The following is a 13,361-nucleotide window of genomic DNA, read 5'->3' as shown; positions in this document are numbered from 1 at the left end:
GTGGTCCCTTGCGTACCCGGACCTGGGCGGAATTGCGGGACCGGATGCTTGAGCGGGAACTGATCGAGAGCGCGATGCGTCGCGCGCTCGACATCGCTCGCCGCGGTCCCGAGCTCAACGAGAATCCCATGGTCGGGTGCGCGATCCTCGCGCCTGACGGCCGGATCGTCGCCGAGGGCTGGCACCGCGGCGCTGGCACGAACCACGCCGAGATCGAGGCGCTCGCGGCGCTCCCCGCCGAGTGGCGCGACCGCCCCGCCGAGCTCACCGCCGTCGTGACACTGGAGCCCTGCAACCATACGGGCCGCACGGGCCCGTGCGCCGTCGCGCTCGCGGAGTTCGGCATCGGCGCCGTCGCCTACGCGCTCGGCGATCCCGGCGACGCCTCGAGCGGGGGCGCGGCGACGCTCGCGGCCGCCGGCGTCGAGGTGCTCCCCGACGTTCTGCCCGATCAGGCGCGGGATCTCCTCGCGGGCTGGCTGGCGAGGCGCGCGGGCACCGCTGAGGCGCCGGATCTGCGCCGCTCGGGCCATGATTCTTCCCGCCGTCCGCACGTGACCGTCAAGTGGGCGCAGAGCCTCGACGGCCGCGCGGCCGCCGCCGACGGCACGAGCCAGTGGATCACCTCGCCCGAGGCGCGCGCGCACGTGCACGCGAGGCGCGCCGAGGCCGACGCGATCCTCGTCGGCACGGGCACGCTCCTCGCCGACGACCCCTCGCTCACGGCCCGCGACGCCGGGGGCGAGCTGCTCGTGCCCGCGGGCTCGCAGCCGGTGCCCGTCGTGCTCGGGCGCCGAGAGATCCCCGCGGGAGCCAGGATCCTGAGCCACCCGGCGCTTGCGGCCCGCGGGCTCGATGCGCCGATCCGGCTCACCGGCGAGGACCTCGCTCAAGACTTCGCGAGCCTCGCGGAACGCGGGATCGACCGGGTGTTCGTCGAGGGCGGGCCGACCGTCGCGAGCGCGCTCATCGCGGCCGGCCTCGCCGACGAGGTGCTCGTCTACGTCGCACCGGCGCTCCTCGGCGGGCCGAGGCTCGCGCTCGGGGATCTCGGGATCGCGAGCATGCGCGGGATCGTCCGGCTCCGCGACGTCAGCGTTGAGAGGCTCGGCCCCGACCTGCTGGTCTCGGCCGTGCTCGCGCACGAAGCAGAGGAAGAGGAAGAGGGAGAGTGATGTTCACAGGACTCATCGAAGAGGTCGGCGAGATCGTCGCGATCGAACCCGCCGGCGACTCCGTCCGGCTCACGATCGCCGGGCCCGTCGTCACGAGCGACGCCGTGCACGGCGCCTCGATCGCGGTGAGCGGCGTCTGCCTCACGGTCGTCGAACAGAGCGAAACCCCCGATGGCCGCGGCACCTTCGCGGCCGACGTGATGGCGCAGTCGATCCGGATGTCGACCCTCGGCGACCTCTCCCCCGGGTCGCGCGTGAACCTCGAGCGCGCAATGCGCGCCGACGCCCGCCTCGGCGGGCACATCGTGCAGGGTCACGTCGACGGCACGGCCGAACTCATCTCGGTGACCCCTCACGAGGCGTGGCGCACGCTCCGCTTCGGGATCCCGAGCGGGCTCGCCCCCCTCGTCGTCGACAAGGGCTCCGTCACGCTCGCCGGCGTCTCGCTCACCGTCTCCGACGTCTCGGAGCCCGCGGCCGAGTCGCCCTGGATCGAGGTCTCCCTGATTCCCGAGACGCTCACCGCGACGACGCTCGGGGCGCTCGCGCCCGGGGACCGCGTGAACGTCGAGACCGACATCCTCGCCCGCCACGTCGCGCGCATGCTGCGCTTCGACGCTTCCCAGACCACCAGCACTACCGAAGGAACCCTCTCATGAGCAATTCCGGAATCTCCTCGATCGAGGAGGCCCTCGAGGCCGTCCGCGCCGGCCGCCCCGTCATCGTCGCCGACGACGAGAACCGTGAGAACGAGGGCGATGTCATCATCTCGGCCGAGCTCGCGACGCCCGAGTGGATCGCCTGGACCGTGCGCTGGTCGTCGGGCCTCCTGTGCGCGCCGATGTCGAACGAAATCGCCGATCAGCTCGAACTTCCCATGATGGTCGAGCGCAACGAGGACGTGCGGGCCACCGCCTACACCGTGACCGTGGACGCCGCGCACGGCGTCACGACCGGGATCAGCGCGTCCGACCGCACCACGACGCTCCGCGCCCTCGCGAATCCGGACGCCGTTCCGACCGACGTCCGGCGCCCCGGCCACATCCTGCCGCTGCGCGCCGTCGACGGCGGCGTGCGCGCCCGAGCCGGCCACACCGAGGCGGGCGTCGAGCTCATGCGCCTCGCGGGCCTCCGCCCCGTCGCGGCGATCGCGGAGATCGTGGCCGAGGACGGCGAGATGATGCGCCTCCCCGGGCTCATCGAGCTCGGCGCCCGCGAGGGCGTGCCCGTCATCACGATCGAGCAGCTCATCGCATACCTTGACGAGCATGAGCCCGGCGGGCGCCCCGCAGAGGCCACGACGCACCGCAGCGTGAGCCTCCGCGCCAACACGATGCTGCCGACCGAGCACGGCGAGTTCCGCGCCATGGCGTTCCGCGACCGCAAGGCGGGAGTGGACCACATTGCCCTGGTCGCGGCGAACCCGGACGGATCCCCCATCGGCCCCGAGGCGCTCGTGCGCGTGCACTCCGAGTGCATCACGGGCGAGGCCTTCGGCTCGCTCAAGTGCGAGTGCGGGCCGCAGCTGCAGGCGGCACTCGATCACGTTCACGAGCGCGGCGGAGTCGTCGTATACCTTCGCGGGCATGAGGGCCGCGGCATCGGCCTCGCGAACAAGCTCCGCGCCTACCAGCTGCAGGAGCAGGGCGTCGACACGCTCGACGCCAACCTCCAGCTCGGCCTTCCCGCCGACGCGCGGGACTACACCGCGGCCGCAGAGATCCTCGCCGAGCTCGGGATCTCACGCGTGCGTCTCCTCACGAACAACCCCGAGAAGGCGTCGCAGCTCGAGGCGCACGGCGTCCAGGTCGTCGAGCGGGTTCCGCTCATCGTCGGCGTGAACGAGACGAACGCCGGCTACCTCGCGACCAAGCGCGACCGGATGGGACACGACATCCCCGCCGACGTCACGAACCTCTAGCACCAATTCCCCCGATCCGGCCCGGGATCCCGATCCGGAACCGCACCCAGAACACCAGAAGGAGACCACATGAGCGGCGCAGGAGCCCCCGACCTCACCTCCGACGCGAGCGGCCTCCGGGTCGCGGTCATTGCGGGCAGCTGGCACGAGGAGATCATGGAGCCCATGATCCGCGACGCCGAGGCCACCATCACCGAGTTCGGCGGCGAGGCGCGGGTCGTTCGCGTCGCTGGCGCCTTCGAGCTCCCGCTCGCGGCGCAGACGGCGCTCGCGGCGCGCGACGCCGGCGGCGGGGGCTTCGACGCCGCGGTGTGCCTCGGGGTCATCATCCGCGGCGGCACGCCCCACTTCGACTACGTCTGCAACGCCGTGACCGACGGCCTCACCCGCGCGCAGCTCGACGCGGGCAAGCCGGTCGGCTTCGGCGTGCTCACGACCGACACCGAGCAGCAGGCCCTCGACCGCTCCGGCCGTCCCGGCGCGCCCGAGGCCAAGGGGCGCGAGGCCGCCGAGGCCGCGCTGCACCTGGCCTCCGCGCAGCGGGCGCTGCGCGGGTAGACGCACGGCGGCGCAGGCCGGGATCCGCACAGCGGCGCGGGCCGGGATCCGCACAGCGGCGCGGGCCGGGATCCGCACAGCCGCAGTGGCTTAGAGTGGGGCCGTGACCGGGCGAACTGCAGAGGATACAGGCACGAAGCGACGGGGAGCGCGGCGCGGCCGCGGGGCGGCTCGCGGCGACGCGCCGCGCGGGCCCCGGGCGTCGCTCCGCGAGCTGATCCCGCACCTCTTCGCGCAGCGCGGCCTGCTCGCCCTCGCGCTCGGCCTCGGCGTCGTCGCGGCCGCCGCCTCTCTCGCGCAGCCGCTCCTGCTCGGCCAGGTCATCGCGCGGGTCCAGGAGGGGTCTCCGCTCGGCGCGCTCCTCGCTGCGCTCACCGCGATCGTCGTCCTCGGCGCCGTGCTGAGCGGCCTGCAGCACTACACGCTGCAGCGCATGGGCGAGGGTGTCGTGCTCTCGAGCCGGCGCCAGCTCATCGCCCGGATCCTGCACCTGCCGATCTCCCAGTTCGACCGCCGCCGCACGGGCGACCTCGTCTCGCGCGTCGGCAGCGACACGACGCTGCTGCGCGCCGTGCTGACGCAGGGCTTCGTCGAGGCGATCAGCGGGCTGCTCGTCTTCTTCGGAGCGCTCATCGGCATGCTCGTGATCGACGCTGTCCTGTTCGGGATCACTTTCGGCGTGATCGTCATCGCGCTCGTCGTGGTCCTGGCGGTGTCGAGCCAGATCCGGCCGGCCGTCGCGCGGGCGCAGGAGAAGGTCGGCGACCTCGCCGCGCAGGTCGACCGCACGATCTCCTCGATCCGGACGATCCGCGCCGCGGGCGCGGCGCAGCGGGAGCAGGCCGCCACCGAGGCTGACGCGCAGGAGGCGTTCCGGCTCGGCGTGAAGGTCGCGCGGATCTCGGCGTTCATCGTCCCCATCTCCTTCCTCGCGATGCAGCTCTCGTTCCTCGTGGTGCTCGGCCTCGGCGGCTATCGGGTGGCCACGGGCGCGATCACGATCGCGCAGCTCGTCACCTTCATCATCTTCCTGTTCCTCATGGTCATGCCCCTCGGACAGGCCTTCGGCGCCATCGCGGCGGTGGGCCAGGCGCTCGGCGCACTCGGCCGGATCCAGGAGATCACGAACCTCGAGACGGAGACCGAGCGCGACGCCGAGCGCTCCCCCGTCGGCCGGATCGTGCCGCTCGCCGAGGCGGCCGCGCCCGCCGGGCCGGCGATCGCGTTCGACGACGTCCACTTCACCTACCGCTCGGCCGCCCCGGAGCGCGCCGACGCGCGCGAGCTCGTGAAGACCGGCCGCGGATCCCGCCGCGACCTGGAGGCCGCACCGCCCGAGCTCATCGAGACGCCCGTGCTCCACGGGGTGACGTTCGAGGTGCCGCGCGGGGCGCGCGTCGCGCTCGTCGGGCCGTCCGGCGCAGGCAAGTCGACAATCCTCGGGCTCGTCGAGCGCTTCTACGATCCCGACGCCGGCGCCGTGTCCCTCTACGGTGCCGACCTCCGCACGCTCGACCGCGGCGAGCTCCGCGCCCAGATGGGCTACGTGGAGCAAGACGCGCCCGTGCTCGCCGGTACCCTGCGCGAAAATCTCCTGCTCGCGGCCCCGGATGCGAGCGACGCCGCGTGCGAGCGCGTGCTCCGCGCCGTGAACCTCGGGGGCCTCCTCGAGCGCGGCGTGCGCGCGGGCCTCGAGTTGCAGGTCGGCGAGAGCGGGCTCATGCTCTCCGGCGGCGAGCGGCAGCGCCTCGCGATCGCGCGCGCCCTCCTCACGGCGCCGCCGATCCTGCTCCTGGACGAGTCGACCGCGAGCCTTGACGGCGTGAACGAGCGCCTCATGCGCGAGGCCCTCGACTCGGTGTCGACGGGGCGCACCCTGATCGTGATCGCGCACCGGCTGTCGACCGTGGTCGACTCCGACCTCATCGTGGTACTCGAGGACGGCCGGGTCGTCGGCCAGGGCACGCACGAGGAGCTCGTCGCGTCGACGCCGCTCTACCGGGAGCTCGCGAAGCACCAGCTGCTCGTCGCGGAGGACCGGGACTAGTCCTGCCGCTTCAGCAGCCAGCCCACGTTCGGCTCGATGATCGGCTTGAACACGACCGTCACCCACTTCATGGACAGCAGCGCGGTGATCCCGAGCGCCATGATCACGATGAGCAGGATCCCGAGCGCGCCGGTGCCCGCGAGCCAGTCGATGACGCCCGTGCCGCGCAGCACCCAGATCACGACGCCGTGCAGCAGGTAGACGTAGAGGGTGCGGGAGCCCCAGACCGTGAGGCGGCCCCCGCCGCGCGGCACGACCAGGAGAATCGCGAGCGTCATGGCGCCGGCCGCGACGAGCAGGAGCGCCGTGACCCCGATGCCGGCCGCGGCGATCCCGAACCAGCCGCCCGCTCCTGAGCCGCCTGGATTCCAGCCGCCGAGCGTGGCGTGCTCGAAGAGCCAGAGGTAGTCGTCGCGCCAGGTCAGCCACTTGTCGATGCGCCAGTACTGCTTGAGGTTCGGCCACAGTACGAACAGCGCGGCGACGGCCGCGAGGATGCCCCAGCCGGCGGCCCGCGCGCCCCCGGTCGGCCGCGTGAACCAGTCGCCGGCGAGCCAGCCGCGCTCGCGCGCGAGCCAGCCCGCGACGAAGAACGGCAGGAACGTCAGCGTGCGCGAGGCCGAAAACTCGCTCCCGACCGCGGGAAACAGCCCCGAGGCGAGCGCGAGCACGATCGACACGAGGAGCGGGTGCTTGAGCCGTGCGAGATACGGGAGCAGGATCCGCATCGTCACGAGCGAGACGAGGAACCAGAGCGTCCACGCCGGCGACACCATGAAGCTCTTGCCCGGCGTCTTGCCCTCAACAAAGAAGTGGATGAGCGCCCAGATCGCTTCCCAGACACCCCACGTGATCAGGAGCTGGACCGTCGAGCGGATCGCCTTCGGACTCGTCTCCGGCCTCGAGAACATGCCCGAGAGCGCGATCATCGCGGGCATGTGGAAGAGATAGATGTAGGCGTACAGGCCGAAGCCGAGGGCCGACTGCGTGCGGATCGTCGAGATCGCGTGGCCGATGACGACGAGCACGATGAGCGCGAGCCGCGCGTTGTCCCAGGTGGCGACGCGCTGCTTCATTGCGGCGGGAGCAGGGATTCCGGGCGTGGTGGTCACGCTGACAGCCTATGCGGTGGGGCGGGGGCGGTGCGCTCGCGCTCCTGCGCCTGCGCCTGCGCCTGCGCCTGCTCCTGCTCCTGTGCCCGCTCCCATCGGCGGATCGGGCTCGGGGACTGCCCCGGGCTCCTCCCCTCGAAAGGGCCGGAAGGCCCCATTCCCGGGGCCGAGTCGGCCGTAAAGCCCCATTCAGGCGCGCGAAAGGGGCTTTGCGGCCGACTCGACGAGCGAGAAGGGGCGTGAAGCGGGATACGGGTAGGGCGGGGCTCTGGTGGGGGCTGGCGCGGGCGCGGGCACATGCGGAGACGCGGGGCCAGGATCCGGATCCGGATCCGGATCCAGGCCCGAGACGGACACAGACTCAAAGCCCCAGATCTTGGGCCTCCACCCCGAGTGGGCCGAAAGGCCCCATTCCCGGGGCCGAGTCGGCCGTAAGGCCCCAATCAGGCCCGTGAAAGGGGCCTTACGGCCGACTCGGCGGGCGGGAGAGGGCGAGAAGCGGGCTAAGGGGTGGGGCTAGGCTCAGGCGGTGCGGGCGCGGGGCGAGCACGGGCTCGGGCTCAGGCTCGGGCTCAGGCTCAGGCGCGGGCTCGGGCGCGGGCTCGGGCTCGGGCTCGGGCTCGGGGCCAGGATCCGGATCCGGGTCCGGATTCGGGCCCGAAACACGTGCAAACTCCATGCCCCAGATCTGGGCCTTCACCTCGAGTGGGCCGGAAGGCCCCATTCCCGGGGCCGAGTGGGCCGAAAGGCCCCAATCAGGCGCGCGAAAGGGGCCTTACGGCCGACTCGGCGGGCGGGAGCGGGCGGGCGCGGGCGAGGGGCCGCGCGCGGCGCGGAGCCGCCCCCAAAAAGCGAATCGGGCCCGGTTTCCCGGGCCCGATTCTGTCGGAGCCGCCTGCCGGAATCGAACCGGCGACCTATTCATTACGAGTGAATCGCTCTACCGACTGAGCTAAGGCGGCCTGGCGCGGAATCGCTTCCGCGCACAAGCAAATACTTTACCACGTCGCGGGGCCCCGTTTGTGCACGGTGGGCCCGGGGCGCGAAAGCGCGGTCACTCGCAGCGAGGATCCGAGGCGGGAACCGCGCCCGTGAGCAGGTAGTCGTCGACGACGTCGTTGATGCAGTCGTTCTCGCCGTAGGCGGTGTGGCCCTCGCCCACGCGGGTCACGAGGACGCCGCTCTCGAGCTGGTCGGCGAGCGACACCGCCCAGGAGTACGGCGTCGCGGGATCGCCCGTGGTGCCGAGCACGAGGATGGGGTCCGCGCCCGCAGCGGTGATCGGCGCCGCCTGGGAGTGGGATTCGATGGGCCAGCCGTAGCAGCCGATCTCCCCGTAGCCCTGATAACGCCCGATCGTGGGCGCAATCTTCGCGAGCTCGTCGGCGGAGGCGCGCGCCTGCTCCATGTCGAGCTCGGGAGCCGGGTAGTCGAGGCAGTTGATCGCGGAGAACGCCTCGGTCGAGTTCGTGAGGTAGCGCCCGTTCTCCCGGTCGTAGTAGAGATCCGCGAGGGCGAGCGCGACGTCGGCGTTGCCCTCGGCGACCGAGGTGAAGAGCTGGTCGAGGTAGTCCCAGCGGCTCTCGGAGTACAGCGGGGTGATGATCGCGGTGAGCATCGTGCCGACCGTGAGCGGTCTGCCGTCCGAGCCCCTGAGCGGGTGATTCTCGATCTGGGTGAGCTGCTCGCTGATCTCGCCCATCGCCTCGTCAACCGAGCCCGTGAACGGGCAATCGTCTCCCTCCAGGCAGTCCGTCACGTAGGCCCTGAGCGCGAGCTCGAAGCCCTGCGTCTGGTACCAGACGACGTCGCCCTGGGTGGAGGTGGGGTCCATCGCGCCGTCGAGCACGAGGCGGCCGACGCGCTCCGGGAACTCCCCCGCGTACATCGCCCCGATCTTCGTGCCGTAGGAGTAGCCGAGATAGTTCAGCTTCTCGTCCCCCACGATCGCCCGCAGCATGTCGAGGTCGCGGACCGTCGAGAGCGTGTCGACGTGGCCGAGCAGATCGCCCGTGCGCTCGAGGCACGCCTCGCCGAACTCGCGGGTCTCCGCCTCGGCCGCCGAGACCCAGGCGGGGCTTCCCTGCTCCAGGTCCGCGGTCTCGTCGTCGCCGAAGAGGTAGTCGTCCATGCCCTTCGCGTCGAGGCACTCGACGGGGGTCGAGCGCCCGACGCCCCGGGGATCCCACCCGATCACGTCATATTTCTGCAGCACGTCTTCCTGCACGGCGAACTCGACGCCGCCCGAGAGGTACTCGACCCCGGACGCGCCCGGCCCGCCAGGATTGAGGAAGAGCGTGCCGAGCGGCTCGGCGTCGCTCGCCTCGTGTTTGATGAGCCGCAAGGTGATCTTCTCGCCGCCCGGATCGCCCCAGTCGAGGGGTGCCCAGATGTCTGAGCACTGCATCCCGCTGCCGCAGGGCAGCCAGATCGGCTCCTGCGCGCCGAAGCCTTCAACGGTGCCGGCCGGCTCCTCAGGCAACTGGGGCGGGACGTCGAAGCCGAGGCCCGACAGCGCGCCCGCGAACGCGGTGCACCCGGAGAGGCCGAGCGCGAGCACCGCGGACCCCGCGACGGCCGCGAGCACACGGCGGCGAGCGCCGCCGCGGCGACGGCCAGCGGGCAGAAGCACAGCCCCAGCCTCGCTCACGCGCCGGCCTCGGAGGCAACCACCAGGCGGGAGAACATTGCCTCGAGCACGAGCCCCGGCGTAATACCGCGACCGAGCCTGGCCCGCGCCGTCTCGACGGCCGTGACGACCTCGAGCGCCTGCCGCGGCTTCCACCGCTCGGCGAGCTCCGTGATCCGGCGCGACTCCTCCCGGTTCACGAGCTCAGCCTCCGCCCCGAGCGAGGTGAGCAGCACGTCGCGGTACAGGGAGAGCAGGTCGGTCAGGATCCGGTCGATGCCGTCTCGCAGGCTCCGCTTAGCGCGCCGCTTCTGGTCCTCTTCAAGCGCCCGGAGTTGCCCCCTCATCTGGGGCGGGATCGCCGCGCCCGGCTGCAGCCCCAGGCTCCTGAGCGCGTCGTCGCGCTCCTGCTGGTCGAGCTGCTCCGAGAGCGCCGCGGCATCGGCCTCCGCGACTTTTGCGAGGGCGGCGGCCGCCCGCATGGCGTCGCCGAGGGTCTGGATCCCGAGCGCCGTCGTGATCGTGCGCTCGCGGCGGGCCATCGCATCGGCGTCCGTCGCGAGGCGCCTGGCCATGCCGATGTGGCTCTGCGCGAGCCGGGCCGCGCGCTCCGCCGCGACCGGGTCAACGCCGTCGCGCTCGTGCAGGAGCCCGGCGATCTCCGCTGGGCTCGGCGTCACGAGCCGCACCGAGCGCGTGCGCGAGCGGATCGTGGGCAGCAGGTCGGCCTCGCTTGGCGCGCACAGCACCCACACCGTGCGCTCCGGCGGCTCCTCGAGCGCCTTGAGCAGGACATTCGACGTGCGCTCCGGCATCCGATCCGCGTCCTCGATCACGATGACGCGGTAGCGGCCCTCCGCGGGCGCGTAGTGGGCCGTCGTCACGATCTCGCGCGCGGCCTTGATGTCGATCAGGAGTTTCTGCGTGGTGAGCACGCCAAGATCCGGGTGCGTGCGCGCGTTCACGAGATCCCACACCGCGCCCCGCTCCTCGGCGTCGCGCGCGATGAGCGCGCCGGCGAAGCGGTACGCGAGATTCGAGCGGCCGGAGCCAGGAGGGCCCGTGATCAGCCACGCGTGCGCGGTGGCAGCACCCGGCTCGGAGGCCCGCTGCAGCGTGCCAACGGCCTCAGGCTGGCCGACGATTTCGCCCCAATAATCCACCCGGCAAGCGTACCGCGGACCACTGACAAGCAGTCGGTGCGGCGGCGGGATCCGGCGCGGGATCCCGATCCGGGGCGGGATCCGGATCCGGCCGCCGCGTCTCGTCAGTCAGCGAGGTCGACGTAGCACGCGGGGCCCGGCCGCACCTCGGCCGCCCCCGCGCTCACCTCGGCGGCGAGCGCCGCGAGCGCGCCGGTCTCCTCCTCGGGGACCGCGAAGCACTGGGCGACGTGCTCCCCGTACTCCGCGCCGACGACGTCATAGCCGCGGCGGCGCGCCTCGGCCTCGATCTGCGGGGCGACGTCGTAGGCCGCGGTCACGGTGAGCTCGCGGCGCACGCCGCGGCGGACCCTCGGCACGGTCGCAAGCCCCTCGGCGACGGCCGCACGGTACGCCCGCGTGAGGCCGCCGGCACCAAGCAGCACGCCGCCAAAATACCTGGTGACGACAGCAACGACGTCGCTCAGCCCGGCCGAGGTGAGGACGTCGAGCATGGGGGCGCCCGCGGTGCCGCTCGGCTCGCCGTCGTCGTTCGAGCGCTGCACGCGGCCGTCGCTGCCGAGCACGAACGCCGAGCAGTGGTGGCGGGCGCGAGGGTGTTCGGCCCTGATCCGGGCGATGACCTCACGTGCGGCGGCCTCGTCCTCGACGCGCTCGATCCGGGCCAGGAAGCGCGAGCGCGAGATCTCGAGCTCGGCGTCGACGGGCCCCGCGATCGTGAGGTACTCGGCACTCATGCCTCCATCCTCTCAGCCCGCGGGGGGCTTGTCGCTCGGGATCCGCCGCGAGGGAGTTATCGCGCCGGGGTAGCATCGGATCGTGGGCGAAGGATCAGTGCGAGTTGACGCGTGGGTCTGGGGCGTGCGCCTCGCGAAGACGCGCAGCCAGGCGACGGCGTCGTGCCGCGCCGGGCACGTACGCGTGAACGGTGCTGCGGCGAAAGCCGCGCAGCCCGTGCGGCTCGGCGACGAGGTCAGGGTGCGCCTCCACGGCTTCGACAAGATCTACCGTGTGACCGGGCTTCCCACCAGGCGTGGCAGCGCCGAGGAGGCCGCCAAGCACTTCGAGGACCTCACCCCTCCCCCACCGCCGCGCGTCGAGCGGCCCGCTGCGATCGTGCGGGATCGGGGCGCCGGGCGCCCCACGAAACGCGAGCGCCGCGAGATCGACCGGCTGCGCGGGCGCGCGGAGTAGGGCTGGCTTCGGGATCCGGATCCTGGGCGGGGACTCAGGCCCGCGCGGGGTGCGCGGGATGCGCGGGGTGCGCGGGCACGCCGAGTCGGCGGTAAGGCCCCATTCGCGGGATCGAGTCGGCCGAAAGGCCCCTTTCGCGGGATTGAAAGGGGCCTTTGGGCCGACTCGGCGGGCGGGAGTGGGCGTCTCGGCGGGCGGGAGCGCAGATGCGGGGCTCGTGTCGGGAGGCGCGAGTGCGCGGGTAACTCGGGGCATGCGGGGGTGCGCGCGCACCTCGAGTCGGCCGTAAAGCCCCATTCGCGGGATCGAGTCGGCCGTAAAGCCCCATTCGCGGGATCGAGTCGGCCGTAAAGCCCCTTTCGTGGGCCTGAAAGGGGCCTTTGGGCCGACTCGGCGGGCGGGCGTGGGCGACTCGGCGGGCGGGCCCGGGCGAGCGGGAGGCGCGGGCGGGCGGGCGGGCGCGGGCGCCCAACTCATCCGCGCGGCGGAGCAGGTTCAGCCGGTCGGGGGATGACGCGGCGGGCGTGCGACGGGAGGCTGAAGGCATGGAAGAGAAGCTCGAACCCCCGGTCAACACGGATAACACGGTCAACGCGGCTCACACCCGCCACCTCGCGCACGCCCCGGAGCCCGACGTGATCCCGAAGCGGGTCCCGTGGGGCGCCGTCGCGCTCTACACGGTGCTCGCCTGCGGGCTCGCCTGGGCCGCGACCCTGCCGCTCTGGCTCGGCGACGGCCTCGAGTCGCCGTTCTTCACGGTGTCGCTCCTCGGCATGATGTACACCCCGACTATCGCGGCTCTCGTCTGCGTATTCTTCGTGGTGCGCCCGAGCCACAAGGCGCGCTACCTCGGGCTGATCCCGTTTCGCCCGGTCGGGAAGAAGATTGCGCTGTTTCTGCTGTGGCCGGTGATCTGGCTGGCGCTCGGCTTCGCCGCGTTCTTCGTCGCCGCGGCGCTCGGCTGGGTGGAGCCCGACTGGGCGATGACGAGCTTCGCGGCGCTCATCCCGGCGGGGGTGTCGGTGGAGCAGGGCCTGATCATCAGCTTCGCGACGCTCCCGATCACGATCATCATCGCGACGATATCGGCGTTCGGCGAGGAGCTCGGCTGGCGCGGCTTCCTGACGACGGCGCTCGCCCCGCTCGGCTTCTGGCGATCCGCCCTCATCTCCGGCGTGATCTGGGGTGTGTGGCACGCGCCCATCATCCTGCTCGGCTACAACTTCATGCGGCCGAACCTCGAGGGGCTGGCCTGGATGTGCGGCTTCACCCTCTTCGTCGGCGTGCTGCTGCAGTGGTCGCGCTACTGGACCCGCAACGCGTGGCCTGCGGCCGCGGGCCACGGCGCGCTCAACGCGGTCACGACCATGACCTTCATCTGGATGCCGAAGGAGCCGGATCCCGCGGTCGCCACCCTGCTCGGGGCGCCCGGCTGGATCGTGATGGGCGCCGCGATCCTCGTGCTGTTCGGGATCGGGATCCTGGGCCGCGGCTCAGCGAAGACGCTGCGCTAGCGGCGCGCGCACCCGGCTGGCGGGTGCGCGCGGCCGCAACGCAACTCA

The 13,361-nt window shown here is 72.3% G+C and carries 11 protein-coding genes and 1 tRNA gene; 7 read left to right on the top strand and 5 right to left on the bottom strand.

The window, feature by feature from the left end:
• Positions 1 to 44 precede the first annotated feature (44 nt).
• From ribD to ACOPJ3_RS02905, 5 genes are all read left to right on the top strand, one after another.
• Positions 45 to 1,175, top strand: coding sequence for a bifunctional diaminohydroxyphosphoribosylaminopyrimidine deaminase/5-amino-6-(5-phosphoribosylamino)uracil reductase RibD (ribD, locus tag ACOPJ3_RS02925; protein WP_427870336.1), 1,131 nt, complete (start codon positions 45 to 47; stop codon positions 1,173 to 1,175).
• Positions 1,175 to 1,834, top strand: a complete 660-nt coding sequence (locus ACOPJ3_RS02920; protein ID WP_427871163.1) for a riboflavin synthase — start codon at positions 1,175 to 1,177, stop codon at positions 1,832 to 1,834. The genes ribD and ACOPJ3_RS02920 overlap by 1 nt, the downstream gene beginning before the upstream one ends.
• On the top strand, positions 1,831 to 3,096 hold the full coding sequence (ribA, locus tag ACOPJ3_RS02915) for a GTP cyclohydrolase II (protein WP_427870335.1): 1,266 nt from the start codon (positions 1,831 to 1,833) through the stop codon (positions 3,094 to 3,096). The genes ACOPJ3_RS02920 and ribA overlap by 4 nt, the downstream gene beginning before the upstream one ends.
• 69 nt (positions 3,097 to 3,165) lie before the next feature.
• The gene (gene ribH / locus ACOPJ3_RS02910; RefSeq protein WP_427870334.1) at positions 3,166 to 3,654 is read left to right on the top strand and encodes a 6,7-dimethyl-8-ribityllumazine synthase; all 489 of its coding nucleotides are present in this window, start codon (positions 3,166 to 3,168) and stop codon (positions 3,652 to 3,654) included.
• A 103-nt stretch (positions 3,655 to 3,757) separates the two neighbouring features.
• Positions 3,758 to 5,701, top strand: coding sequence for an ABC transporter ATP-binding protein (locus tag ACOPJ3_RS02905; RefSeq protein WP_427870333.1), 1,944 nt, complete (start codon positions 3,758 to 3,760; stop codon positions 5,699 to 5,701).
• Here the strand turns inward: ACOPJ3_RS02905 and ACOPJ3_RS02900 are convergent.
• From ACOPJ3_RS02900 to ACOPJ3_RS02880, 5 genes are all read right to left on the bottom strand, one after another.
• On the bottom strand, positions 5,698 to 6,813 hold the full coding sequence (locus ACOPJ3_RS02900) for an acyltransferase family protein (protein ID WP_427870332.1): 1,116 nt from the start codon (positions 6,811 to 6,813) through the stop codon (positions 5,698 to 5,700). The genes ACOPJ3_RS02905 and ACOPJ3_RS02900 overlap by 4 nt on opposite strands.
• A gap of 889 nt (positions 6,814 to 7,702) precedes the next feature.
• Positions 7,703 to 7,775 (bottom strand) — tRNA-Thr (locus tag ACOPJ3_RS02895).
• A 92-nt stretch (positions 7,776 to 7,867) separates the two neighbouring features.
• Complete coding sequence (locus ACOPJ3_RS02890) at positions 7,868 to 9,445, bottom strand: alpha/beta hydrolase (protein ID WP_427870331.1); 1,578 nt, start codon at positions 9,443 to 9,445, stop codon at positions 7,868 to 7,870.
• 14 nt (positions 9,446 to 9,459) lie between these two features.
• A complete protein-coding gene (locus tag ACOPJ3_RS02885; protein WP_427870330.1) occupies positions 9,460 to 10,605 on the bottom strand; it encodes a DNA polymerase III subunit delta' in 1,146 nt (381 codons plus the stop codon).
• Positions 10,606 to 10,709: 104 nt separating this feature from the next.
• Entirely contained in the window at positions 10,710 to 11,342 is a 633-nt protein-coding gene (locus tag ACOPJ3_RS02880; protein WP_427870329.1) for a YigZ family protein, read from the bottom strand.
• 82 nt (positions 11,343 to 11,424) lie between these two features.
• On the opposite strand from ACOPJ3_RS02880, the gene ACOPJ3_RS02875 reads away from it, so the two are divergent.
• Together ACOPJ3_RS02875 and ACOPJ3_RS02870 are read left to right on the top strand one after the other, a co-directional pair.
• Complete coding sequence (locus tag ACOPJ3_RS02875; RefSeq protein ID WP_427870328.1) at positions 11,425 to 11,799, top strand: RNA-binding S4 domain-containing protein; 375 nt, start codon at positions 11,425 to 11,427, stop codon at positions 11,797 to 11,799.
• 545 nt (positions 11,800 to 12,344) lie between these two features.
• Positions 12,345 to 13,313, top strand: coding sequence for a CPBP family intramembrane glutamic endopeptidase (locus ACOPJ3_RS02870; protein ID WP_427870327.1), 969 nt, complete (start codon positions 12,345 to 12,347; stop codon positions 13,311 to 13,313).
• Positions 13,314 to 13,361 lie beyond the last annotated feature (48 nt).

The sequence above is a fragment of the Leucobacter luti genome (genome assembly GCF_050310065.1).
In the GTDB taxonomy this organism is placed as follows: domain Bacteria; phylum Actinomycetota; class Actinomycetes; order Actinomycetales; family Microbacteriaceae; genus Leucobacter; species Leucobacter luti_B.
Note: the sequence above shows the minus strand (reverse complement) of the source record. Positions and strands in the feature narration are given on the sequence as shown.